The organism is Flindersiella endophytica (assembly GCF_054779015.1).
Map to the genome: position 1 here is coordinate 899,493 of NZ_BAAGYY010000024.1, position 24,257 is coordinate 923,749.

Annotated in this window: 22 protein-coding genes and 1 pseudogene; 12 read left to right on the forward strand and 11 right to left on the reverse strand. The window is 68.5% G+C overall.

The window, feature by feature from the left end; translation table 11 throughout:
• Positions 1-101 precede the first annotated feature (101 nt).
• Positions 102-1,385 carry a cytochrome P450 family protein gene (locus ACYVF6_RS31905; protein WP_460526427.1) on the forward strand — a complete coding sequence of 428 codons (1,284 nt, stop codon included), beginning with the start codon at positions 102-104 and terminating at the stop codon, positions 1,383-1,385.
• Between the two features lie 205 nt (positions 1,386-1,590).
• On the opposite strand, the gene ACYVF6_RS31910 is transcribed toward ACYVF6_RS31905, so the two are convergent.
• Positions 1,591-2,448, reverse strand: coding sequence for a DUF6745 domain-containing protein (locus tag ACYVF6_RS31910; RefSeq protein WP_460526429.1), 858 nt, complete (start codon positions 2,446-2,448; stop codon positions 1,591-1,593).
• Positions 2,449-2,656: 208 nt separating this feature from the next.
• Here ACYVF6_RS31910 and ACYVF6_RS31915 point away from each other — a divergent pair, with 208 nt between their 5' ends.
• The 4 genes from ACYVF6_RS31915 to ACYVF6_RS31930 all read left to right on the forward strand — a co-directional run bounded on the left by ACYVF6_RS31915 (position 2,657) and on the right by ACYVF6_RS31930 (position 8,732).
• Positions 2,657-3,079: a response regulator gene (locus ACYVF6_RS31915; protein ID WP_460526431.1), complete on the forward strand. Its 423-nt coding sequence runs from the start codon at positions 2,657-2,659 to the stop codon at positions 3,077-3,079.
• Between the two features lie 24 nt (positions 3,080-3,103).
• Complete coding sequence (locus tag ACYVF6_RS31920; RefSeq protein ID WP_460526433.1) at positions 3,104-7,510, forward strand: HAMP domain-containing protein; 4,407 nt, start codon at positions 3,104-3,106, stop codon at positions 7,508-7,510.
• Between the two features lie 110 nt (positions 7,511-7,620).
• Positions 7,621-7,785: a DUF7130 family rubredoxin-like protein gene (locus ACYVF6_RS31925; RefSeq protein ID WP_460526435.1), complete on the forward strand. Its 165-nt coding sequence runs from the start codon at positions 7,621-7,623 to the stop codon at positions 7,783-7,785.
• A 14-nt stretch (positions 7,786-7,799) separates the two neighbouring features.
• Positions 7,800-8,732, forward strand: coding sequence for a hypothetical protein (locus ACYVF6_RS31930; RefSeq protein ID WP_460526437.1), 933 nt, complete (start codon positions 7,800-7,802; stop codon positions 8,730-8,732).
• 10 nt (positions 8,733-8,742) lie between these two features.
• Here the strand turns inward: ACYVF6_RS31930 and ACYVF6_RS31935 are convergent, their stop codons facing one another.
• The 3 genes from ACYVF6_RS31935 to ACYVF6_RS31945 form a co-directional block, all read right to left on the reverse strand.
• Positions 8,743-9,402 (reverse strand): SAF domain-containing protein, encoded by a 660-nt coding sequence (locus tag ACYVF6_RS31935; RefSeq protein ID WP_460526439.1) that lies wholly within the window; start codon positions 9,400-9,402, stop codon positions 8,743-8,745.
• Positions 9,403-9,518: 116 nt separating this feature from the next.
• Complete coding sequence (locus ACYVF6_RS31940; protein WP_460526441.1) at positions 9,519-10,484, reverse strand: LLM class F420-dependent oxidoreductase; 966 nt, start codon at positions 10,482-10,484, stop codon at positions 9,519-9,521.
• Positions 10,485-10,519: 35 nt separating this feature from the next.
• Positions 10,520-11,437 carry an LLM class F420-dependent oxidoreductase gene (locus ACYVF6_RS31945; RefSeq protein ID WP_460526443.1) on the reverse strand — a complete coding sequence of 306 codons (918 nt, stop codon included), beginning with the start codon at positions 11,435-11,437 and terminating at the stop codon, positions 10,520-10,522.
• A 231-nt stretch (positions 11,438-11,668) separates the two neighbouring features.
• Between ACYVF6_RS31945 and ACYVF6_RS31950 the strand changes: the two genes are divergently transcribed.
• The 4 genes from ACYVF6_RS31950 (at position 11,669) to ACYVF6_RS31965 (ending at position 14,232) form a co-directional block, all read left to right on the forward strand.
• Positions 11,669-12,082 (forward strand): phage holin family protein, encoded by a 414-nt coding sequence (locus ACYVF6_RS31950; protein WP_460526445.1) that lies wholly within the window; start codon positions 11,669-11,671, stop codon positions 12,080-12,082.
• The gene (locus ACYVF6_RS31955) at positions 12,058-12,474 is read left to right on the forward strand and encodes a DUF3618 domain-containing protein (RefSeq protein WP_460526447.1); all 417 of its coding nucleotides are present in this window, start codon (positions 12,058-12,060) and stop codon (positions 12,472-12,474) included. Before ACYVF6_RS31950 ends, ACYVF6_RS31955 begins: the two co-directional genes overlap by 25 nt.
• A 123-nt stretch (positions 12,475-12,597) precedes the next feature.
• Positions 12,598-13,878, forward strand: a complete 1,281-nt coding sequence (locus ACYVF6_RS31960; RefSeq protein WP_460526449.1) for an ArsB/NhaD family transporter — start codon at positions 12,598-12,600, stop codon at positions 13,876-13,878.
• A 57-nt stretch (positions 13,879-13,935) separates the two neighbouring features.
• Entirely contained in the window at positions 13,936-14,232 is a 297-nt protein-coding gene (locus tag ACYVF6_RS31965) for a putative quinol monooxygenase (protein ID WP_460526451.1), read from the forward strand.
• Here ACYVF6_RS31965 and tmk read toward each other — a convergent pair.
• The 5 genes and pseudogenes from tmk to ACYVF6_RS31990 all read right to left on the reverse strand — a co-directional run.
• Positions 14,229-14,786 (reverse strand): annotated as a pseudogene (tmk, locus tag ACYVF6_RS31970) (dTMP kinase); the annotation flags it as partial. The gene ACYVF6_RS31965 and the pseudogene tmk overlap by 4 nt on opposite strands.
• A complete protein-coding gene (gene cydC / locus ACYVF6_RS31975; protein ID WP_460526453.1) occupies positions 14,741-16,432 on the reverse strand; it encodes an amino acid ABC transporter ATP-binding/permease protein in 1,692 nt (563 codons plus the stop codon). The gene cydC and the pseudogene tmk, both read right to left, overlap by 46 nt.
• Positions 16,417-17,964, reverse strand: a complete 1,548-nt coding sequence (cydD, locus tag ACYVF6_RS31980; protein WP_460526455.1) for an ABC transporter ATP-binding protein/permease — start codon at positions 17,962-17,964, stop codon at positions 16,417-16,419. The genes cydC and cydD overlap by 16 nt, the downstream gene beginning before the upstream one ends.
• Positions 17,961-18,692 carry a cytochrome d ubiquinol oxidase subunit II gene (gene cydB / locus ACYVF6_RS31985; protein WP_460526457.1) on the reverse strand — a complete coding sequence of 244 codons (732 nt, stop codon included), beginning with the start codon at positions 18,690-18,692 and terminating at the stop codon, positions 17,961-17,963. The genes cydD and cydB overlap by 4 nt, the downstream gene beginning before the upstream one ends.
• Positions 18,693-18,707: 15 nt before the next feature.
• Positions 18,708-20,120: a cytochrome ubiquinol oxidase subunit I gene (locus ACYVF6_RS31990; protein ID WP_460526459.1), complete on the reverse strand. Its 1,413-nt coding sequence runs from the start codon at positions 20,118-20,120 to the stop codon at positions 18,708-18,710.
• Between the two features lie 53 nt (positions 20,121-20,173).
• On the opposite strand from ACYVF6_RS31990, the gene ACYVF6_RS31995 reads away from it, so the two are divergent.
• Positions 20,174-20,524: a cation transporting ATPase C-terminal domain-containing protein gene (locus ACYVF6_RS31995; protein WP_460526461.1), complete on the forward strand. Its 351-nt coding sequence runs from the start codon at positions 20,174-20,176 to the stop codon at positions 20,522-20,524.
• On the opposite strand, the gene ACYVF6_RS32000 is transcribed toward ACYVF6_RS31995, so the two are convergent.
• Both ACYVF6_RS32000 and ACYVF6_RS32005 read right to left on the reverse strand, forming a co-directional pair.
• Entirely contained in the window at positions 20,521-21,765 is a 1,245-nt protein-coding gene (locus tag ACYVF6_RS32000) for an aldehyde dehydrogenase family protein (RefSeq protein WP_460526464.1), read from the reverse strand. The two genes, ACYVF6_RS31995 and ACYVF6_RS32000, sit on opposite strands and share 4 nt — an antisense overlap.
• A 16-nt stretch (positions 21,766-21,781) precedes the next feature.
• Positions 21,782-22,846 carry an acyltransferase family protein gene (locus ACYVF6_RS32005; RefSeq protein WP_460526466.1) on the reverse strand — a complete coding sequence of 355 codons (1,065 nt, stop codon included), beginning with the start codon at positions 22,844-22,846 and terminating at the stop codon, positions 21,782-21,784.
• Positions 22,847-22,934: 88 nt separating this feature from the next.
• Between ACYVF6_RS32005 and ACYVF6_RS32010 the strand changes: the two genes are divergently transcribed.
• Together ACYVF6_RS32010 and ACYVF6_RS32015 are read left to right on the forward strand one after the other, a co-directional pair.
• Positions 22,935-23,348 (forward strand): BlaI/MecI/CopY family transcriptional regulator, encoded by a 414-nt coding sequence (locus tag ACYVF6_RS32010; protein ID WP_460526468.1) that lies wholly within the window; start codon positions 22,935-22,937, stop codon positions 23,346-23,348.
• A gap of 6 nt (positions 23,349-23,354) precedes the next feature.
• Complete coding sequence (locus ACYVF6_RS32015) at positions 23,355-24,239, forward strand: M56 family metallopeptidase (RefSeq protein WP_460526470.1); 885 nt, start codon at positions 23,355-23,357, stop codon at positions 24,237-24,239.
• Positions 24,240-24,257: the final 18 nt, after the last annotated feature.

The window sequence follows — 24,257 nt, forward strand, 5'->3', positions numbered from 1 at the left end:
CCGTAGCCAGATCGCCGCGAACATGGTTGGGTAGTGCGACTCGTTGACATATTCGCGGTCGACCGTGCTCAGGCTCGCCCGACAGCCCCGAGGACAGCACCATGCTTCTCCGCCGCAGGCGACAGCAACCCACGAGGAAGCTGCTCGACGCCTTCCTGCGCGATCCGCACTCGCTCTACGCGCAGTTGCGACGGCAGGCGCCTGCCCATTGCCTCGAGCTGCCCGATGGCGTCACCGGCTGGGTGATCACGCGCTATGACGAGGCGCGCGCGGCGCTGGCCGATCCGCGGCTGCGGAAGAACCTCCGGCTCGCGGCCGAGTTCATCCCTGAGCTGAGCCCGCTGCCGCCTGCCGAGGACGAGCTGTCCGAGGCGTTCAACCGGCAGCTGCTGACCGTGGATCCGCCGTTGCACACGCGGTTGCGGTCGCTGGTCGACCAGGCGCTGGGCTCCTGCCGGCTGCCTGCGCTGCGGGAACGCCTGATTCCGGTCGCCGACGGGCTGCTGGACGTCGCGCTGCGGCCGGCCCACGGCTCCGACCTGCGAGAGCCCGTCGACCTGCTGCAGGAATACTCCGTACCGGTGTCGATCGCGGCGCTGGCCGACGTGTTCGGCATCCCCGACGCCGATCGTGGCGTGTTCCGCCGCAGCGTGTCGGCGATCGCCAACGAGGACGGCAACGAGTCCGTCGAACCACGTTCGGGCGACGCCGGCTGGTCGGAGCTCCTCGACCTGTTGCGGCGGCTGCTGGCCGACAAGCGAGCCGAGCCGGCGGGCGATCTGCTGACGGCACTCTGCAACCTCGAAGCACCCGATGATCAGAGGAAGTTCGAGGATGTCGAGATCCTGGCGACTGCTTGTTCCGCTCTGATCCCTGGACATGTGAACACTGTTGATCTGATGGGCAACGGGATCCACGCCCTGCTGCGGCACCCCGACCAGTTGTCGCTGCTGCGCTCCCGCCCGTCCCTGCTGCCGTCGGCGATCGATGAGATCCTGCGGTACGAAAGCCCGTACCACCTCGCGACGCTCCGCTTCACCGTCGAACCGATCCGGGTCGGGCGGGTGCGCATCCCCTCCGGCGAGTTCGTCCTGGTGTCGTTGCTGTCCGCCAACCGCGACTCGCGCCGCTTCAAGCACCCCGACCGCCTGGACGTGTTCCGTTACGCCAGTGACGAGCCGACCGGCGAGCACCTCGCGTTCGGCCACGGCGCCCACCGCTGTCCGGGCGCCGACCTCGCCCGCCTGATCGGCGAGGTGGCGATCGGCCGGCTGGTCACGAGGTATTCCGGCGTCCGCCTCGCCGCCGAGCCCGGCGAGCTGCGCTGGCACGGCAACACCCTCGTCCGCGGCCTCCAGTCGCTCCCCGTCCGCCTCGGCAGCTAGCCCGCCGCCCGGCAACCACCGCTGGTCCGCGAATGACCACGTTAACCACGGCTTTGGCTGGTTAACGTGGTCATTCGCGCTTCGCCACGTGCTTCGCGCTTCGCCACGCTAGAAGGTGCTTCGCCACGGCCCGGGGCGTGGTCAACCAGCCAATTGCGTGGTTAACGTGGTCATTCGCGGAGCAGGGCGGGGGGCGGTTGGGTGGTCAGGTCAGGAGCGGTTGCCAGCCGTCTCGGTAGCGGAGGCCGTTACGTCGGAGCCGCACCTCGTCGTGCCAGGCTCCGGGCAACGGTTCGGTCCGGGCCAGCTCGGGCCGTTCGACCACCACGCACACGTCCTCGCCGGGCCACCACCAGCCGCAGGAGCGCGCCAGCGCCGCCCAGTGGTCGAGCTGCTCGGCCTCGGCCGGTCCGTACCGCGCCAGCCCGAGCCGTTGCAGGACGTCGTAGTACGCGACCCAGGCCGCGTCCTGCTGCCCGGACCAGCACACCGGCACCGGCCCGCCGACGCCGAGCGCTTCGCGGACGCGGTAGCGAAATCCCACGGCCAGGCTCCGGTGCAGCGCGTCATGGATGCCCCGGTGCAGCACGATCCCGAACGGCACGCCCGCCTCGAACGACTCGCGCGGCGGCAGCTCGGGGAACGGCTTGTTGTGCTTGTCCTTACGCGCCGGCGACAGCTCCGGGTCGACGGCCGCGCTGAGCTTCCCGCGTAGCTGGGACACGACCATGGCCAGATCGCTGGCCGCGGGCGGCTGCCTTCGCGGCCGCGGGTCGCGTACCAGGGCGTAGAGCTGGTCGAGGGTGGGCAGGCCGGCGACCAGTGGGATCGCCTGGTGCGGAGACTCGACCCACACGAACCGGGGTCGTGGGCGAGCCATGAGTGCGTAGATCCGGGTCAGGCTGTCCTCGGCCGTACGCCGGTCGGCCGGGTCCGTGGACAGGCCGTGGCCGAGCCACTCCTGCCGGATCCGGCAGGCTTCGTGCCATTGATTGGTGGTGCGTTTGCCGTAGAAGTCGGCAGGCTGTCCGGCGGCGTCCGAGCGCCGCGTGCGCGCGATCAAAGCGCGAGGGCGTCGCCGCCCTTTCGGTTGGAGATCATGATCCGATGATGCCCTGACTCCGGCGATCGGCGCAACCGTTCGCACAGCCGTCCACATCGGCCACGCAGCGCAGCCATGAGACTTCTCTACGCGACGACAATTCTGGCCGAAAGAAAGCGTCTCCCGGCTAATGCTCGTATCCACGGCTGACGCGACCTAAGCTGCTCGTGTGCCGGTCGATCCTGAACCCCGACCCATCCGGCTGCTCCTGGCAGAAGACCATTCTGTGGTCGCGATGGCGCTGGAGTCCGCCTTCGAGATCGAAGCGGACATCGAACTGGTCGGCACGGCAAAGCTGATCGAGGAAGCGGTCGCAGCTGCCGGCCGCAGCCGTCCCGACGTGATCCTGCTCGACCGCCGGCTGCCCGACGGTGACGGCGTGGACGCGATCGGGCGGTTGCACGCGGCTTCGCCGGGCACGCGGGTGCTGGTGTTCACCGGCTACGCCACGCAGGCCATCGTCGACCGGGTGGCCGCCGCGGGAGGGGCGGGCCTGGTGTTGAAGGCGGGGAGCCTTCTCGACGACCTGCTCGACACGATTCGGCGCGTCGCAGCCGGGCAGGACCACTTCGACGTCGATCTCAGACAGTAAGCACGGCCCGGGAGGGTGCCCGGGATGAAGGAGGCTGTGCCGATGACGCAGGAAGCCACGGCCACAGAGGGGGCCATCGAACGCGTTGGCAACGACGAGCGGCTCCAGCCGTTGCTCGACGGGCTCAAGGCCGTCCGAAACGGCGACTTCCGCAGGCGGCTCTCGCCGGTCGGCGATCCGTTGCTCGACGAGATCTCGACCGAGTTCAACGGCATGGTCGACCAGCTCGCGCTGTTCACCTCCGAGGTGACCCGGGTCGCCCGTGAGGTCGGCACCGAGGGCATCCTCGGCGGTCAGGCCCAGGTTCCGGGCGTGTCCGGCACTTGGAAGGACCTCACCGACTCGGTGAACGCCATGGCCGACAACCTCACCGACCAGGTGCGTTCGATCGCCGAGGTCACGACCGCTGTCGCCCGCGGCGACCTGTCGCAGAAGATCACGGTCGACGTCAAGGGCGAGCTGCTGGAGCTGAAGAACACCATCAACACCATGGTCGACCAGCTCTCCTCGTTCGCCGACGAGGTCACCCGCGTCGCCCGCGAGGTCGGCACCGAGGGCCGCCTCGGCGGTCAGGCCGACGTCAAGGGCGTCTCCGGTACGTGGCGCGGGCTCACCGAGTCCGTCAACGTCATGGCCGACAACCTCACCGACCAGGTACGTTCGATCGCCCAGGTCACCACGGCCGTAGCGCGCGGCGACCTGTCCCAGAAGATCACCGTCGACGCACGCGGCGAGATCCTCGAGCTGAAGAACACCATCAACACCATGGTCGACACCCTCTCGGCGTTCGCCGACGAGGTGACCCGAGTCGCCCGCGAGGTCGGCACCGAAGGCATCCTCGGCGGCCAGGCCGCGGTGCCCGGCGTGGCCGGCACCTGGAAGGGCCTCACCGAGTCGGTCAACTTCATGGCCGACAACCTCACCGACCAGGTGCGCTCGATCGCCCAGGTCGCCACCGCCGTGGCGCGCGGCGACCTCTCCCAGAAGATCACCGTCGACGCACGCGGCGAGATCCTCGCCCTGAAGAACACCATCAACACCATGGTCGACACGCTGTCGTCGTTCGCCGACGAGGTGACCCGGGTTGCCCGCGAGGTCGGCACCGAGGGCCGCCTCGGCGGTCAGGCCGACGTCAAGGGCGTCTCCGGCACCTGGAAGGGCCTCACCGAGTCCGTCAACGTCATGGCCGACAACCTCACCGACCAGGTGCGATCCATCGCCCAGGTCACCACGGCCGTGGCCAGCGGCGACCTCTCGCAGAAGATCCGGGTCGACGCACGCGGCGAGATCCTCGAGCTCAAGGACACCATCAACACGATGGTCGACCAGCTCTCCTCGTTCGCCGACGAGGTCACCCGCGTCGCCCGCGAGGTCGGCACCGAAGGCCGCCTCGGCGGTCAGGCCGACGTCAAGGGCGTCTCCGGCACCTGGAAGGGCCTCACCGAGTCCGTCAACGTCATGGCCGACAACCTCACCGCACAGGTGCGTTCGATCGCCTCCGTCGCGACGGCCGTCGCCCGCGGCGATCTCGGCCAGAAGATCACGGTCGAGGCCAAGGGCGAGGTGGCCGACCTGGCCCAGACCATCAACACGATGGTCGACACGCTCTCCGCGTTCGCCGACGAAGTGACCCGTGTCGCCCGTGAGGTCGGCACCGAGGGCGTACTCGGCGGCCAGGCCCGCGTGCCGAACGTCGCGGGCACCTGGAAGAGCCTGACCGACAACGTGAACTTCATGGCCAACAACCTCACCGACCAGGTGCGGTCCATCGCGCAGGTCACCACCGCGGTCGCCCGCGGCGACCTGTCGCAGAAGATCGACGTCGTGGCTCGTGGCGAGATCCTCGAGCTGAAGACCACGATCAACACCATGGTCGACCAGCTCTCCTCGTTCGCCGACGAGGTCACCCGCGTCGCCCGCGAGGTGGGCAGCGAGGGCCGGCTGGGTGGCCAGGCCGAGGTCGAGGGCGTGTCCGGCACCTGGAAACGCCTTACGGAGAACGTCAACGAGCTCGCCGGCAACCTCACCCGTCAGGTCCGCGCGATCGCCGAAGTCACCAGCGCCGTCGCGACCGGCGACCTGACCCGTTCGATCACGGTCGAGGCCAGTGGCGAGGTCTCCGAGCTCAAGGACAACATCAACGCGATGGTCCACTCGCTGCGCGAGACCACGCGCGCCAACGAGGAACAGGCGTGGCTCAACACCAACCTGGCAAGGATCTCCGGGCGCCTGCAGGGGCACCGCGACCTGCGTGTCGTCGCCCAGCTGATCATGAACGAGCTGGCGCCACTGGTCGGCGCGCAGTACGGCACGTTCTTCCTGATGGAGCCCGAGCAGGAGACCGGTGTGCTGCGGCTGATCGCCGGCTACGGCCACACCGAGGACGGCACGACGTTCGCGCTCGGCCAGTCGCTGATCGGACAGGTCGCGCTGACCAAGACGGCGATCCTCGTCGACCGGACGCCGCCCGACTACGTCAAGATCTCCTCGAGTCTCGGCGCCGCGCTGCCGGCCAACCTGATCGTGCTGCCGATCGTGTTCGAGGACCAAGTGCTCGCCGTGATCGAGCTGGCGTCGTTCAACCGGTTCACCGCCGTGCAACGCGACTTCCTCGAGCAGCTGATGGAGAGCATCGGCGTCAACGTCAACACCATCACCGCCAACGCTCGTACGGACTCACTGCTCGACGAGTCGCAGCGGCTGGCCCGCGAGCTGCAGGTCCGGTCGGAGGAGCTCCAAGCCCAGCAGGCGAAACTCCAGACGTCCAACGCCGAGCTGGAGGAGAAGGCCGAGCTGCTGGCCCGCCAGAACCGCGACATCGAGATCAAGAACTTCGAGATCGAGCAGGCCCGGCAGGAGCTGGAGGAACGCGCCCAGCAGCTGGCGCTGGCATCGAAGTACAAGTCGGAGTTCCTGGCGAACATGTCGCACGAGCTGCGCACACCGCTCACCAGCCTGCTGATCCTGGCCGGCGTACTCGCCAAGAACGCCAACCAGAACCTCACGGCCAAGCAGGTCGAGTTCGCGAAGATGATCCAGTCGTCGGGCAAGGACCTCCAGCAGCTGATCGACGACATCCTCGACCTGTCGAAGGTCGAGGCCGGCAAGATGGACATCCAGACCGAGCCGGTGCCGCTGCAGCAGCTGATGGAGTACGTCCGCACCACGTTCCAGCCGCTGACGGCCGAGAAGGGCCTGCAGTTCGAGGTCAAGGTCGAGTCCGACCTGCCGGCCGCGCTCGTCACCGACGAACAGCGGCTGCGGCAGGTGCTGCGCAACCTGCTGTCGAACGCCGTCAAGTTCACCGAGCGCGGCAAGATCCAGTTGTCGGTGCATCCGATGGACGGGCAGGTCGCGTTCGCCGTCAGCGACACCGGGATCGGCATCGCCGAGGAGAACCTCGAGACGATCTTCTCCGCGTTCCAGCAGGCCGACGGCACCACGAGCCGGCGGTACGGCGGCACCGGGCTCGGCCTGTCGATCAGCCGGCAGGTCGCCAACCTGCTGGGCGGCGAGATCCAGGCCGAGAGCCGGCTGGGCGAGGGCAGCACGTTCACGCTCTACCTACCGGTGAACCCGCCGGTCGAGTTCGCCGTCGAGCCTCGGACGCGTCCCGCCCACACCGACTACCGCGTCCTGGTCGTCGAGGATCCCGAACGCCGCGTGCTGTCCCAGCTCGTCCGCGGCGTGGTGGCCGACGCGACCGACGCCAACACACCGGTGCACGTCGAGTCGGTCAGCACACCGGAGGAGGCGATCGCGAGCCTGACCTCCGGGCCGCACCAGTGCGTGGTGCTCGACACCCGGCTGGCCGACGCCGGAGCGAGCACGTTGCTGCGCCGGCTGGCCGACGACTCGGAGCCGATCAACGTACCCGTGCTGGCCTATCCGTACGCCCCGGACCTGCGCGCCGGCGACGGCAGGCAACCGGTCGAGCTGCTGGCATCGCTGGAAGACCTGCGCGAGCGTTTCGCGCTCCGGCTGACCGAGCCCCGGCACGTCCCGTTCGTCCCGATCGACGTCGGCGCCGCCTCGGCCGACGCGCCGGGCATGCACGGCCGCAAGGTCCTCCTCATCGACGACGACGCCCGCAACGTCCTGGCGATCGCCGGCATGCTGGAGCTCAACGGCCTGTCGGTCACGCACGCGCCCAACGGCCGCAAGGGAATCGAAGCCCTCCGCGCCAACCCCGACATCGACCTCATCCTGATGGACGTCATGATGCCGGAGATGGACGGATACGCCACCACGGCGGCGATCCGCAAGATCCCCCGCTTCGACAGCCTCCCGATCATCATGGTCACGGCGAAGGCCATGGCCGGCGACCGCGAGAAGAGCCTCGCCTCAGGAGCGAGCGACTACGTCACCAAACCCGTCGACCCCGACCAACTCCTCGACTGCATCGGCCGCTGGCTCCCCGTCGCTACCTGAGCTGGCGAGAAAGCTCACGACCGCACCTTGCGCGACGTCCCTTGCCATAGGACCATGAACGCATGACTCACGGGCGTATCCAATTGCGCCCCGGTGCCTGAGGAGGCGCCATGACTCCGGCGGGAACTGGCCTGCACGGTGGTTTCTATGGCTCCAAGGATCTCCGATGCCGCAATTGCGGCTACATCGTCGAAGCGCCGCCCGAGTGGCCTGAAAAGTGTCCCAACTGTGACGGACCTCGCGAGGATCTGTATCGATACCAGGAGGAAAACTAGCGAAAGGTGGACGTATGCTGACGGAAAGCCTTCAGCAGCTCACCAGCGTCTTGCCTCGACAGTTTCTTTTCAACGCCCTTCTGCCCACTCTGGTTTTCGGTAGCCTCACAGCTGCGTTCACCATTTCGGCATTCACCACGATGACACGAGTGTCGGCCTCGTGGACAGCACTTGACTTGGTTACGAAGCTCGTCGTCATCCTCGCCTATATAGCCGCAACCTGGTTCGTAGCCGCCGCTGTGGCCGCTCAATGGGGCGCAATAGTACGACTCTACGAAGGTTACCCCCTCCGCTTCCTACACGTCCAGTACGGGCTCCCCGAAATCGGAGCGCAATGGCATCGAGAGCAGTTCGAGAAGTTGCGCGCCAGCAAACGGTCGGACAAGGAAATGGAACTGTACTTCCGCTACCCAACGATAAAGGACAAGCAGCTCATTCTGTCCACGCGCCTCGGAAACATCCTACTGAGCGGTGAGCTCTACCCACAGAGTCGTTATGGCATCGATGCGGTAGTCTTCTGGACCCGGCTCTACCCCCTCCTTCCAGAGCAATTTCAGCGAGATCTTAGCGAGATCAGAAGGGAGCACGAGTTCCCGCTCGTCGTCTCGTTCCTGGCGGCGATGTCAGCTACTCTCTCGGGGCTCGCTCTCGTGATCGCCCACAAGCCCCCCTACTTCTTCCTTGCAGTCTTTCTTGGCGGATTCGCTGTGTCGTATCTCGCCTACTGGGTCTCCTTGTCGAGAGCGAAGGAATTCGCCGAGCAGATTCGATGCGCCTTCGATCTCTACCGAGACAAGCTGCTGCAAATCTGGGCCACCCCAGAAGACGTCAAAGACACTGATCTTGCTTTCCAAAGCATCCGAGACTTTGTAGTGATCAGGGGCCCGACCCAATGGGCGGAAAGCCAGCAGAAGCACAACGAACGCAGGCAGCCGACGCAGGAATGAGCCGGCTCCGTCAGAGCCGCACGTACGACTTTACACGGATCACGAGCACTTTGCTGCCCGCATAGCCCGTTAACAGGTGGTCCTCATCGGATGATTTGATGCCTAGGACCACCGAATCACCACGCTTGGTGTCCAAGACATCAACGACCAGAACATCGTTCAGACGCACCGAGTCAGTTGGCGCCTCACTCGAGAGCAGGACATCGACCCGATCGCCACGACCAAGCCGACCGCCGAGCGCAGTCTCTGGAGACGCCGCGAGTGCCACCATGACTCGCCCGTCCAGCGAACCGTCTGGCACATGAGGGCCCACCATCGACGTGCTGAAGGGCTTATCCTGTCCAAGCGCGCTCAAGGTGTACGCACCCAGCAGGTCGTTCCGCTTGCCTTCCTCAACCGCCTTCTTCGGCACCTCTCGCCTGCTCCTCGAAGCAAGCCGGAGGTCTGCCTGGGTAAGCTGGTGGTATGGGGGAATGTCACGCGCGGCTACGTATATCTGCTTCTCGTCGGATGTGACCGACAGATAGGTGAATCCAATAGCCGCAAGCGACAAGATCACCAGAGCGAACGCACACGAGGCTCGCATCGGGACCAGTCCTGGCACTCGGCGTCGATCGCGGGTTGGGACCGGTTCGACCTTCGCCAGCGGCGGCTCTTCCGCGGAGGTCACGCTGTGAGGCTAGCGACGCCGCCTGCCCTGCCTGCCTCGACACGCCACGCGGAGCGGCGACTTGTTGGAGGTACACCAGCCGAAAACCAGCATACCTCCAACAAATGCCCATACCGCTAGCCGAACCGCGGGATGACCTCTTCGGCGAACCGCTGCAGCGGCTCGTGGTCGTAGGCCACGCCGGGGATGTAGACCAGCAGGTAGTCGATGCCTGCCTCGAGCTTCGTCTCGATCTCCGAGGCGATCTCGTCGGCCGTGCCGATCAGCGTCGACCCGGCGAACTCGTCGAAGCTCACGCTCCCCCGCGCCCTGGCGGTGGCCGCTTCGAGATCGGCGCCCTTGGCGACCGGGAAGACCCGGTTGATCGTCGACGACTTGATGATCTCGTTGTAGTCGCGGCCCACGGTCTCGCAGTGGGCGCGCAGCACGCCGAGCCGCTGCTTGATCTTGTCGGTGTCGCCGTTGATGTTGGCCGCGTTGCCGTACTTCGCGACCAGCTTCAGCGTCACGCGTTCACCGCTGCCGCCGATCCAGAACGACGGGTGCGGCTTGCGCACGCCCTTCGGCTCGTTGTAGGGCTTGTCGATCGAGTAGTACTTGCCGTCGAAGACCGGCTGGTCCTCGGTCCACATCTTGTGAACGATCTCCACGGCCTCGCGGAACGCGCCCATCCGGTGCTTCAACTCGGTCCACGGATAGCCGTACGCCTTCCACTCGTGCTCGTACCAGCCCGCGCCGATCCCGGCGTAGAGCCGTCCGTGCGACGCGACGTCGACGGTCGAGGCGATCTTGGCGTAGAGCGCGGGGTTGCGGTAGCCGTTGCACCCGACCATCTGGCCGACGTTGATCCGGGACGTGTCCCGCACCAGCGTCGAGGTGACGGTCCAGGCCTCGAACACGGAGTTCTCGGTCGGCTCCGGGACGGTGTGGAAGTGGTCGTAGACCCAGATCGAGTCCCACGGTCCGGCATCGGCGGCCTTGGCCACCGCCGTCATCGCTTCGTACTGCTCGATCGGGTCGGCGAGCTCAACCAGGTCTTGTTTCCAGCCTTGCGGTACGAATACTCCGAAGGGAGTTCCCAACGGTTTCCTTTCTGGGTTCCGTTTCCTGCCTTGCTTCAGCTGATCTGCGGAATGACCTCTTCGGCGAAACGCTGCATCGGTTCGTGGTCGTAGGCCACCCGCGGGATGTAGACGATCACGTAGTCGGCGCCGGCCTCGACCAGCTTCTCGACGTTGGCGACGATCTGGTCGCTGGTGAGCACGAGGCCGTCCAGCGCCTCGGGACGCAGCGAGCCGCTGAGCTTCTCCGTCACCTTGTCGACGTCGGCGTCCTTGGCGACGGGGTAGACGTTGATGCTCGTCGACTTGATGATGTCGTCGTAGTTGCGCCCGAGCTTTTCGCAGTGCTCGCGCAGCACGGCGGCCTTGTGCTTCAGCGTCTCCGGGTCGCCACCACCGATGTTGGCCGCGTTGCCGTACTTCGCGACCAGCCTCAGCGTGACCTTCTCGCCACCACCACCGATCCACAGCGACGGGTGCGGCTTACGGACGCCCTTGGGCTCGTTGTAGGGCTTGTCGATCGAGTAGTACTTGCCGTTGAAGACCGGCTGGTCCTCGGTCCACATCTTGTGAACGATCTCGACGGCCTCGCGGAAGGCGCCCATCCGATCCTTCAGCTCCGGCCATTCGTAGCCGTAGGCCTTCCACTCGTGCTCGTACCACCCGGCGCCGATACCGGCGTAGAGCCGGCCGTGCGCCGCGACGTCAACGGTGGAAGCGATCTTGGCGTACAGCGCGGGGTTGCGATACCCGTTGCACCCGACCATCTGACCGACGTTCACCCGCTGGGTGTCACGCACCAGCGTCGAGGTGATCGTCCAGCACTCGAACGTCGTGTTCGGCGTCGGCTCCGGAACGGTGTGGAAGTGGTCGTAGACCCAGACCGAGTCCCACGGTCCGGCATCGGCGGCCTTGGCGACGGCAGTCATCGCCTCGTACTGCTCGACCGGGTCGGCGATCTCCGTGAGATCCATGCGCCAACCCTGCGGTACGAATACACCAAAGCGGGTGCTCATCTTGGATGATGCCCTTCTTCTGTTCGTGAGGGTGATCCCAGGCGCACCCTACCGATAGCCGCCTAACCATCCCAACTCCAAGTTCCGGAACCGGACCGCCGGCGGTCGTCGGGTGCCCTGCCGAAGGGGACGTTTCGCCGGTCACGCTGGGGTACGGGCTATGCGAGCCGTGAGATGAGGTGAGAAGCGATGACAACCACCAGAGATCAACTTCCACGGCAGCAATCCGAGCCGAGCGTCGGACAGCTGGTAGCCGAGGTCACGGCTGATCTCCAGGCGTTGTTCCGCCAGGAGATCGAACTGGCCAAGGCAGAAGTACGGCAGGACGCCAAACGGGCGGCCACGGCGGCAGGCATGTTCGGTACCGCGGGTTTCGCGGGCTACATGGTCGCCGTCCTGCTGTCACTCGCCGCCGTGTTCGGCCTCGGCGCGCTGCTCGGCCTGGGCTGGTCCGCGCTGATCGTCGCGGGCGTGTGGGCCGTGATCGGCGCCGTCGCCGGCCTGATCGGGCGCAGCCGGATGAAGCAGGTCTCGGTCAAACCCGAGCGAACCGTCGAGTCGTTGAAGGAGGACGCGGCATGGCTACGACACCCGACAGGCTGAAGGCCGAGGCGGAGCAGACCAGGGACAAGCTCGCCGAGGACGTGGACCGGCTGGCCCACCAGGCGAGCCCCAAACGCAAGCTGAGGCAGGAGACCGAGCGCGTGCGCGACGCCGCGCAGGCCCTCAGGGCCAAGGCGACGGGGACGGTCAAGCACGCCCAGCAACGAGCGCACGAGGTGACTGGCGCCGGCCAAACCGGGGCCGGAACCCGCACGGAGAGCCATACCGGGAGCCATACCGGGACCAAGGCCGGTCAGGCCGCCGAGACCGTACGGTCCGTGTCGCAGCAGGTGCGCCGAACGGCTGAGAGCAACCCGCTGGCGACCTGCCTCGTCGCCGGATTCGGCGCGGGCTTCTTCGCCGCGAGACTGCTCCCCAGACGTCGTACCTGAGCCGACGTAGGCCGACAACGTAAAGAAAACGCAAAGAACGGCCGCTAGGCTGGGGTGCTGGTGTGCCGGGAAGCCTGGTCGGCGACGTAGTTTGTCGACCGCTCCGGAAAGGCTCTCCCCGCCATGGCTTGGCTCCCGATCGTCGTCTTCGTCGCAGCGTACGTGCTGATCGTCAGCGACCGGGTGTCGCGCGTCCTGGTGGCGCTCGCCGGAGCGGCGCTGGTCGTCGCGGTCGGGATCGTCGGTGCCGACGACGTGTTCTACTCCCACGAGACCGGCATCGACTGGAACGTCCTGTTCCTGCTGCTCGGCATGATGATCATCGTCGGCGTCCTGCGGCAGACCGGCGTGTTCGAGTTCCTCGCGATCTGGGCCGCCAAGCGCGCCAAGGGCGACCCGTTCCGCGTGATGGCGCTGTTCTGCGTGCTCACCGCGCTCGCGTCCGCGCTGCTCGACAACGTGACGACCGTGCTGCTGGTCGCGCCGGTCACGATCCTGGTCTGCGACCGGCTCGGCCTGCGCCCGGTGCCGTTCCTGATCGCCGAAGTACTCGCCTCCAACATCGGTGGCACCGCGACACTGGTCGGCGACCCGCCCAACATCATCATCGCCAGCCGCGCCGGGCTGACGTTCAACGACTTCCTGGTCCACCTGGCGCCGCTGGTGCTCCTGCTTCTGGTGGTGTTCGTCGCGATGACGCGGGTGATGTTCCGCAAGCACTTCACCGTCGATCCGGAACGCGTCGCGGCCGTGATGGAGCTCGACGAGCGGGAGGCGATCGCCGACCGGCGCCTCCTGATCCGCAGCCTGGTCGTGCTGGCCGCCGTCCTGGCCGGGTTCGTCCTGCACCCCGTGCTCCACATGGAGCCGTCCGTCGTCGCGATGCTGGGTGCCGGGCTGCTCGTGCTGGTCAGCCGGCTGCCGGCGAGCTCCTACCTCGAGGACGTCGAGTGGGAGACGCTGCTGTTCTTCGCCGGCCTGTTCATCATGGTCGGCGCGCTGGTCAAGGTCGGCGCCATCGACCACTTGGCGGGCGCCCTCGCCACCGCGACGGGCGGCAGCCCGGAACGGGCCGTACCCCTGCTGCTGTTCGGCTCCGCGGCACTGTCCGGGCTGATCGACAACATCCCGTTCGTGACGACGATGAGCCCGGTCGTGGCGCAGCTCGTCGCGGCGAACGGGCCGCTCGCCGGCCACTCCGTGCTGTGGTGGGCGCTCGCGCTCGGCGCCGACCTCGGCGGCAACGCGACCGCGATCGGAGCCAGCGCCAACGTCGTCGTGCTCGGCATCGCCAAGCGCAGCGGGTACCCGATCAGCTTCTGGGAGTTCACGAAGTACGGCCTGCTCGTGGCCGCCGTCACCGTGTCGCTGTCGCTGCCGTACCTCTGGCTGCGCTATCTCTAGACCGCTGAACGGCACCGCGAGAAGATGCACCTGGCAACTCGAGCAGGGAGGCAGTCCATGGCCATTCGCCATCTCATCACCATCGATGTCGCGCCGGGCAGAGCAGCCGACTTCGCGTCCGCCTTCAAAGCCGTCCAGGCGGTCGCGATCCGGGACGAAGGCTGTGAGCAGTACGAGCTACTCCAGAGCGTGGACACGCCTGACAGGTTCGTGCTACTCGAGCGCTGGGCGAACCAGGAGCTGCTGGAGAAGCACATGGAGGCCGAACGCACCCGCGACCCCGCCGCGCTCGAGGCCATCATGGCGCTGTGGAAGCCCGGCACCACTCCGACCGTCGAACGCTTCGAAACCTAGGCCGCCGGAAAGAAGCCCGCGAGCTCCTCGCGTACCTGCTTGGCCACCGTCTCGACGTCGGACCGCCCGTCGATCATGACCAGCCGGCCGGTGAACTCCTCCCGCGGGAGCACCTGCCGGTAGATGGCGTCGATCGCCTGGAGCTCCTCACGCTGGTTGAACAGATCCTCCCGCGAGCTGCGCCGTCCGATCCGCGCCAGGCACTCCTCCACGCCGGTGTCGAGGAACACCGTGACGTCGGGCGCGATCGCGCGCCCGTTGATCTGCGCGACCCACTCCATCGGCAGCCCCTGCGAGGTCTGGTACGCCAGCGACGACAGGACGTACCGGTCGGTGACCACCGACCGCCCCTTCGCGAGCAACGACGTGACGCCGTGGACGGTGTTGAACAGATGGTCCACCCGGTCGGCGGCGAACAGCAACGCCAGCGAGGAAGCGTCGAACACGACCCGGCCCTCGAGCGTGGACCTGATCAGCCCGCCGATCGGACCGGTCGACGGCTCGTGCGTCAACTCGACGCTGAGGCCGCGCTCCACGAGCCAGCCGGCGAGCTGGTTGACCTGGGTTGTCGTTCCTGCCCCGTCGAGTCCTTCGAAAACGACGAAAACGCCACGTTCACCATCCTGTTGCACCCGTTCAGCCTAGTAGTCGCACGGTGGGTGATCAGCAGGACAGTACGCTCCGGCGCGAGCGCCAGCAGCTCCTCCGTGAGCTCCCCCGCCGTCCGGTCGTCGAGGTGCTCGGTGGGCTCGTCGAAGATCAGCACCGGCGCGTCGGCCAGCAGGCAGCGGGCCAGCGCCAGCCGGCGCCGCTCGCCGCCGGAGAGGCGTTCGCCGTGCTCGCCGACGCGCGTCGCGAGCCCGTCCGGCAGCGCCGACGCCCAGTCCAGCAGCCGGGCCCGGCGCAGCGCGTCCCGGATCTCCGCGTCCGTGGCGGCCGGCCGGGCCAGCCGGACGTTCTCCAGCAGCGTCGTGTCGAAGACGTGCGCCTCCTGCTCGCACAGCTTCACGACCCGGCGTACGTCGTCGCCGGCCAGGTCGCGGACGTCCACGCCGTTCAGTCGCACCCGGCCGCTCGCCGGTTCCAGGAGCCGTACCAGCACCTGCGCCAGCGTGGTCTTGCCCGAGCCGCTCGGACCGGCCAGGACGACGCCCGCACCCGGCGGCAGGTCGAGGTCGAGCGGAGCGAGCCGCCCGGGCACGCCGACGCCCTCCACCCTGAGGTGGTACGGCGGTTCCGGCAGCGGCCCGGGGTGGGCAGGCTCGGGGACGGGGTCGGGCGCGATCATGACGGCACCGACCCGGGCCAGCGCGGGCCGGACCCGGCCGGCGACCGCCGCGGCGAGCGGGATGCCTCCGAGCACGTCCACCAGCGCGAGCGGGGTCAGCGTGACCACCGCGAGCAGCACCTGGCCGAGCGCACCGGAACGGACCAGCGGAACCCCGAAGCCCAGCCCCGCGAGGGAGATCCCGCCGATCACGAGAACCAGCAAGCCGTTGCCGAGCCCTGTACGCCAGCTCTGCGCGGCCTCAGCCTCTCGCAGTCGCGTAGAGGCCGCCTCGACCTCGGCCAGTGCCCGGGTCGTCCCGTCGTAGGCCAGCAGCTCCCCCGCACCGTCCAGCACGCCCTTGACCTGAGCCGCCAGCGCGCCACGCTCGGGCGCCACTGCCTGCTGGGCCCGGTGGCCTGCCAGGGACACCAGCCACGGCACCACCACGAGCGCACATCCGAGCCCGATCGCGGCCGCCGCGCCCGCGACCGGCAGCACCAGCGCGAGCAGGGCCGCCGTCGCCGCACCGGCGACAGCGGCGACGGTGAACGGCAGCAGCACCCGCACGATGCGGTCGAGAACGGCGTCGACGTCCGACACCAGTCGCGACAGCAGATCGCCGGATCGATACTCCGACAGGCCTTCCGGCGCGAGGCGTTCCAGCCGCCGGTAGGCCGTGACCCGGAGCTCGGCCTGCCTGCGAAACGCCACGTCGTGTGCCAGCAGTCGTTCGGCATAACGCAGCACGCCGCGGCCGAGACCGAACGCCCGGACCGCGACGATCGCCACCATCAGGGTGAGAACGGGCGGCTGCCCGGCCGCGGTGGCGATCAGCCAGGCCGCGGTCGCCAGCAGGGCGACGGCGGACCCCGCCGCCGCGACACCGGCGACCGCGGCCGCGGCCACGCCCAGGCTCAGCCGACCGCGCATGTCGCGTCCGCCAGTTCGAGCAGTGCGGGACGGTGCGAGACCAGCAGAATCGCCTTGCCCTGTTGGCGAAGCCCGTCGAGCGTCCCGGCGACGTCGTGTTCGGTGTCCGGGTCGAGCCCTGCCGTCGGCTCGTCGAGCAGCAGCAGGTCCGGCCCGCCGACCAGCGCCCGGGCCAGCGCCACCCGTCTCGCCTGCCCGGCCGACAACCCTTCGCCGCGTTCGCCGATCGGCCGGTCCGGATCGAGGTCGCCGGCACCGGCGGCCACCAGCGCCGCTCTCACCTCCGCGGGACTGGCCTGTGGCGAACCCAGCCTGACGTTGCCGGCGATCGTGTCCCGGAAGAGGTACGGCCGCTGTGGCACCCACGCGGCGCGACCGGACTCGATGGTTCCGCCGGCCGGCTGGACGAATCCCAGGATCGCCGACAGCGTGCTCGACTTGCCGGAACCGCTCGGACCGGTGAGCGCGACGATCTCGCCCGGACGCACGCGGAACGACAGGTTGCGTACCGCAGGCTCGCTCTGTGAGGCGTACCGGACCTCCAGGCCGGACACGACCAGCGCCGTGTCCGCGCGGCGAGCGACGGCCGGAAACCGTTGCGGAGCGGGCGTCTCGAGGATCCGGAACGCCTCCTCCGCCGCGGCGAGCCCGTCCGCGCTCGCGTGGTAGTGCGTGCCCACGAGCCGCAGCGGAAGATAGGCCTCCGGCGCCAGGATCAAAGCCAGCAAGGCGGTACGCAGGTCGAGCTCGCCCTCGACCAGTCGCACGCCCACGCCGACCGCGACCAGCGCGACCGACAGCGTCGCCAGCAGCTCCAGCACGAGCGATGACAAGAACGCGATCCGCAACGTTCCGAGCGACTCGCGCCGGTAGCTGTCGGACACCGCCCGGACGGCGGCTGCCTGTGCCTTCGCCCGGCCGAAGATCTTCAGCGTCGGCAGCCCGGCCACGACGTCGGCGAAGTGGTGCGCCAGCAGCTCCAGCGACCGCCAGCGCCGCCTGGTGTGTGCCGACGTGGCCAGCCCGACCAGCGCCATGAACACCGGGATCAGCGGCAGCGTCAGCGCCACGGTGAGCGCCGACACCAGGTCGGTGGTGAACAGGACGGCGACGACCGACGCGGGTACGACCACCGCGAGCACCAACTGCGGAAGGTACCTCGCGAAGTAGTCGTCGAGCGCGTCCAGCCCGCTGGTCAGCAACGTGGTCAGAGCCGACCGCCTCTCGCCGGCCAGCCAGACCGGGCCGAGCTCGACCGACCGCCGCAGCACCTGCCGGCGCAGTGCCGCCTTGACGGCGGCCGACGACCGGTGCGCCAGCACCTCCTGCAGCCAGGCCAGCAAGGCCCGTCCGGCGATGACCGCCGCGAGCAACGGGAGCCCCGCGAGCGAGACCGAGACCACGGCGTCGGTCAGCAGGAACGCCTGCGCGATCACCAGCGCACCCGTCACCGCTCCGATCGCGGCGCAGCCGGCGACGTAGATCGCGGTCGTACGTGCGTAGCGGATCAGCCGCGGGTCGAGCGGTCTCATGCGTGCACCCGCTTGCGGAAGACCCAGTAACTCCAACCCTGGTAGGCGATCACCATCGGCACGCAGAACAGCGCGGCCCAGCTGAGCACGCGCAGCCCGTACGCCGGCGACGCCAACTGCTCGACGAACTCCGGGTCGTAGAGGACGGCGAACAGTCCGGCCGTGAACGCCGCGATCGCCACGGTGGTGGCGGCGAACGCCGGCCCTTCCGCGCCGCGTCGGCCGAGCCGCTCACGCAGCGGCCCGCCGGTGCGCAGCCGCAGGAACGTCCACCCGTGCAGCAGGCAGAACGCCAGCAGGACCAGCCCGACGAGCACCGAGCCGGACAGGACGAGCCCCCACAGGAACGGCGGCACGGCCGACGAGACGGCGACGGCCAGGTCGCAGTTGCGCCGCCAGTGCGGCTCGTCCCGTTTGCCGCGGTACTCGAGCGCCACACCGCGCACGATCAGCGCGACCAGGATCGCCAGCAGCGCGAGGTAGTTCGAGCTGGTGAGCTCGGCGTACCAGCCCGGGAACGCCGCGAACATCGCACCGCCCGCGACCACCAGCCAGACTTCGTTGCCGTCCCAGACCGGTCCGATCGTCGACAGCAGGGCGCCGCGCTCCCGTTCGTCGCGGCCGAGCAGCGCCGACAGCATGCCGACGCCGAAGTCGAACCCCTCCAGCACGAAGTAGGCGGTCCAGAAGAACGCGATCAGGCCGAACCACAGCGTCGTGAGCTCCATCGTTCTCCTCTCTTCCTAGTACGAGAAAGCCACAGCCGGCTTGGGGTCCTCGTCGTCCGGCTGCTTCGCTGGTACGGCCGGAGGCAGTTCGTTCGCGGCACGGCGCAGCAGGCCGAGCTCGATGACGGCCAGGCCGCCGTAGAGGATGGTGAAGACCGCGAGCGACAGCGCCACCTCGGCGAGACTCGTGCCGGGTGAGACGCCGTCAGCGGTCTTGAAGAGGCCGAACGCCAGCCAGGGTTGGCGTCCGGTCTCGGTGAAGATCCAGCCGGTGGTGTTGCCGAGCAGCGGCAGGAACGGCAACGTGAGCGCGGCGCGCCTGGCCCAGCGGTTGTGCAGCCACAGTGGGCGGCGCTTCATGAGGTACAGCCCGAGCAGTGCGAGCGCGGCCGTCAGCGCCCCGGAACCGATCATCAGCCGGAAGCTCCAGTACGTCGCCTGTACGTTCGGCACGTAGTCGCCGGGGCCGTACTTCTCGGCGTACTGCGCCTGCAGGTCGTTGATGCCCCGGACCTCTCCGTCCCATGCGCCGGTCGCGAGGAACGACAGGATGTGTGACGCCTTGACGCTCCACACCTCCTGGCGGCCGTCGGGTGTGGTGATCGTGATCAGCGAGAACGCGGCCGGGCTCTCGGTCGAGAACAACGCCTCCGCGGCTGCCACCTTCATCGGCTGCTCGCGGGTCATCAGCTTCATCTGCTGGTCGCCGGTGACGGCGAAGCCGACCGAGGACAGCAGCACGACTCCGCAGCCGACCAGCGCGGCCGTACGAAAGGCCGGCCGGTCGCCGTCCGGCGTGCGCCTGCGAGCCAACTGCCACAGCGCCACGCCCGCGACCAGCGCACCACCGGTGAGGAAGCACGCGGTCGCGGTGTGCAGGCCGGCCGAGATCGCCGCGGGGTTGGTGAGCATCTCCCCTGCGTCGGTGAGCTCGACCCGCTGCGTCTCCGGGTTGATCCGGTAGCCGACGGGATGCTGCATCCACGCGTTGACGGCCAGGATGACGTACGCGGAGATCTGCGTCCCGATCGCGACGATCCAGATGCAGGCTAGATGGATCGCCCTGGGCAGGCGGTCCCAGCCGAAGATCCAGAGGCCGAGGAACGTCGCCTCGAGGAAGAACGCGAGCAGGCCCTCGATCGCGAGCGGAACGCCGAACACGTCACCGACGAAGACCGAGTAGGCGCTCCAGTTCATGCCGAACTGGAACTCCTGGACCAGCCCGGTGACGACGCCCATCGCGAAGTTGATGATCAGCAGCTTGCCGAAGAACTTGGTGAGGCGCAGGTAGCGCTCCTTGCGGCGGAGCACCCACGCCGTCTGCAAACCGGCGACGATGGCGGACAGGCCGACGGTCACGGGCACGAAGAAGAAGTGGTAGACGGTGGTCACCGCGAACTGCCACCGAGCCAGGTCCAGCACATCCATGTCGTCATACTACGAGATGTAGTACTACAGCTCGTAGTGATGTTCGTCATGCCGTGTCGCGCCATGCTCGACAGCTGTTGCTGGTCAACCTGCTCACCGACCTCGCCCCCGCCCTTGCGATCGCGGTCCGTGCCCCGTCGGACGACGCGGCCCGGCTGATCGACGAGGGTCCGGAGAGCTCGTTGGGGTCCGCCCTGACGCGCGACATCGCGCACCGAGCCGTGGTGACCGCGCTCGGGGCAGGCGCCGGCTGGACGGCGGCGCGCTTCACCGGACCGGCTGGGCGCGCCCGCACCGTGGGCCTGGTCGCCCTGGTCGGCACCCAGCTGGCCCAGACCTTGCTCGCGGGCCGCAGGGACGAGGCAGTGCTGCTCAGCGCCTTGGGCGCGTGCGCGCTCCCTTAAGCCGGCACGACGACGTACTGGCGCAGGTAGAGGTCCTGGAACGTCACCGGCCCGCGCGGTCCCGGTACGCGGTCGATGTTGATGCCTGTCTCCGGCAGCCTCAACAGCTTGAAGCCGTCCAGCAGGCGCGTCGTCGCGTTCCAGAAGACGCCGGTGCCGGTGTAGGCGTCCATGAACTCCTGGGCCGCCTCCGCGTCCTCGGTCGCGATCGCCGCGGCGAGGCCGGAGGTGTCCTCGTTGGCGATCCGGGCGGCGTCGGCTGGGCCCTCGGCGCGGTCGATCGTCACGGTCGCTGCTCGGTCGGAGTCGAGGGCCCATTCGTAGCCGCGCGGGTGGTCGTGCGGCGGCAGCGACGCCTCGATCCCCAGTTCCTTCACCAGCGCCACGAAGTCCGTCACGGTCGAGTCGTACAACGCGCTGTCGATCAGCAGCAGGTTGAGCCGGTTGCAGACCCCGAGCCGGTCGAGGCTGCTGGTCACCAGCTCGCGGGCCTTCGCCAGGTCGGCGCCGGCGTGTACGTAGAGCACACCGCCACCGTCGGCGTGGGCAAGCGTGCGGACGCCGTGCCGCGCGCCCTCCTCCCCGAGTACGCGGGTGGTCTCGCCGCTGCCGCGCAGGATGACCAGCGGGATCAGCGACGGCTGCCGTACGAGCGCGAACGCCGTCTCGCGGTCGGCGCCCGGCACCAGCTGGATCGCCGCGGCGGGCAGGCCGGTCGAGTCGAGAGCCGGCGCGATCACGTGCTCGACCAGCGCCTGGGCCGAACGCAGCGCCGCCGAGCCCGTCCGCAGGACGCCGGCGTTGCGCGACTTCACCAGCTGGGACGCCACGTCGAGCGTGACGTTCGGCCGGGCCTCGAAGTTGGCGCCGATCACGCCGACCGGCCGCCGGCGCTCGAGCAGCCGCAAGCCGTCCGGGCGTTCCTCGACCACCTTGCTGAGCTGGGGATGCGGCGTCTGCGCCAGGATCCGCAGCTGCGCGGCCATGTCGGCGATCCGCTCGTCGGACAGCTTGAGCCGGTCGAGCAGCGCACCGCTCATGCCGGACGCCTCCGCGGCCGCGACGTCCTCGGCGTTCGCGGCCAACACGGTCGTACGAGAAGCCTCCAGCATCGAGGCCATCGCCATCAGCGCGGCGTCGACGGTCTGGTCCGGCACGCCGGCCAGCGAGCCGGAAGCCCGCTTGGCGGCAGCGCCACAAGCGACAACGAGTTCGTCGGCGTGCGTACCGTCTGCGTTCATGCCGACAGTGTGCCGCTTACCGGAAGACCCAGCGCATCGAGGGTTCGACCGCCCACCGCGTGAGCCGCCGGACGATGTTGGCCGACAGCAGCAACGCCAGCACGGCACCACTCGTGGCCACCAGCGCGATCCCCCACAGGCTGTGCAGCCACCGGGAATCGAGCAGGCCGAGGTAGATCGCGCCCTTCACGACGAAACCGTGCAGCAGATAGACGTACAGCGTGCGCGAGCCGAGCTTGCTGAACCAGTAGTGCTTCGCGGGTACGAGCGCGAGGAACGCAGCAACCAGCAGCCCCGCGCAGGCCAGCATGCCGATCCGCATCGCGCTGCCGATCAGGTCGTCGACCGCGAGGTAGTCGTTGTCGTTGCGCCAGAAGATCCAGTCCAGGCTCATCCTGGTGTGCGCCCAGAACGCCATGGCGACCCCGCCTGCGAACACCGGCACGGCCGCGATCCGGACCGCCCGGCGCCGCAGCAGCTGGAAGTGCTCGGGCTTCAGGCAGAGGCCGACCACGAAAAACGGAAGCAGGCTGAGGATCCGGCCGAGGCTGAGCGAGTCGACGAGCTCCTGCGTACCGGCGAGCACCGAGATCGCGACGGCGATCGCCACCGGCCAGCGCACCCGCTTCCACAGCGGGGTCGAGGCGCGCCAGGCGAACAGCGCCAGCAGGAACCAGGCGAGGTAGTACGGATCGAGCAGGGTGAGATCCGCGTCACGTCCGGCCAGCCGGGCGTACAGAACGTACGCCAGCTGGAAGATCACGAACGGGACGAGCAGCCCGGTGACCAGCTTGCGTACCTTGTCGCTGGACGACGGGAAACCCTTGGAGAAGTAGCCGGCGATGAGGATGAAGACCGGCATGTGGAACATGTACAGGAACAGGTAGAGCGCGTGCGCGGCCGGCACGTCACGCAGGGGTTCGATCGCGTGCCCGGCCACGACGAGCACAATGGCCAGGAACTTCGCGTTGTCGAAGAAGGGATCGCGGGTCTTTTTGCGTGCAGGAGCATCGGATACACCGGGCTCGACCGTAGTTTCGCCACTCACGGTCGCCGTCGGCTGCATTGCTGTAGTCGACATCGCGACAGACCATACCCGGTCGACCTCGGCCGCGCCGAATTCGGTCACCGCCGAGCAGTTCTCTACTACCGCACGTAGGATGATCTCCATGGCAAGGCTGGGGAATCTCGAACGCGACGTTATGGACCAGATCTGGGCCGCCTCCGGCCCGGTCACCGTACGGGACGTGCACGAGGCGCTGGCCGTCGAACGTGATCTGGCCTACACCACGGTCATGACCGTGCTCGACCGGCTTGCCAAGAAGGGCGTCGTCCACCGGGTACGCGACGGCCGTGCGTACCGCTACCAAGCGGCCTCCGGCAAGGACCAGCTGGTCGCCGACCTGATGCGCGAGGCGCTCGATGCCGCCGGCAACCGCGCCAGCCGCGAAGCCGCCCTCGTCCGGTTCGTCGACCAGGCGAGCGCCGACGAGGCGAAGGCACTGCGGGAGGCGCTGGCCGCGCTGGAGTCGAAGCCCGACCTCGACGGGCCGGCGGTCAAACCCACCAAAGGCAAACGGTAGACGCCCATGACGGCAGCGATCCTGGGTGTGCTCGCCCTGCTGCTCGCCGGCCCCGTACCCGCGTTGCTGGCGCGGGCCAGGTGGACCAGGCACGTCCCTCGCGCGTCGATCGTGCTGTGGCAGGCACTCGCGCTGGCCGCCGTGCTCGCGGCGCTGGGCGCGGGGCTCGCGCTCGGCATGGAGGCCCTGCTCTCACCGAGGTACGGGATCGGCGAGGTCGTCCTGCACAGCCTGATCACCGCGCTGACGTGCGTGATCGCCGCCCGCCTGGCGTGGTCGGCGGTGAAGGTCGCGGTGCGGACGCGAGCCAGGCGGCGCCGGCACCGCGAGCTCGTCGACCTGGTGGCGAGCCCGGACGTCCAGGATCCTGAGCTGCGCGTGCTGGCCGAGCAGACGCCGTTCGCCTACTGCGTCCCCGGCCTGCGCGACGCCCGTGTGGTGTTGTCGTCGGGCGCGCTGGAGAAGCTGTCGACGCACGAACTGGTGGCAGTGCTTGCGCACGAACGTGCACACCTGCGAGCCCGTCACGACTTGGTGCTGGAGGCGTTCACGGCACTGCGCGAGGCGTTCCCCGGCTTCGCCCGCGGTCGTACACCGTTGGAGCACAGCAGCCTCCTCGTCGAGATGCTCGCCGACGACGCCGCCCGCCGCCGAGTCGGCGCGGTGCCGCTCGCCCGGGCCTTGGTGACACTGGCGGGCGCGCCGGCGGGGTGCGGGGGCTTGGCGGCCTCGGGTACGGGAACGCTGGCGCGGCTGCATCGCCTGCGCGAACCGGCGGAGTCACACCACCTGCTGGCAGCCTTGACTTATCTGGCCGCGGCGACCGTGCTCGTCCTGCCGACGGTCACGGTGGCGATCCCGTGGCTGGTGTCGATGAGCCGCTCGTTCTGAAGCTCTCCTGGACGAGCA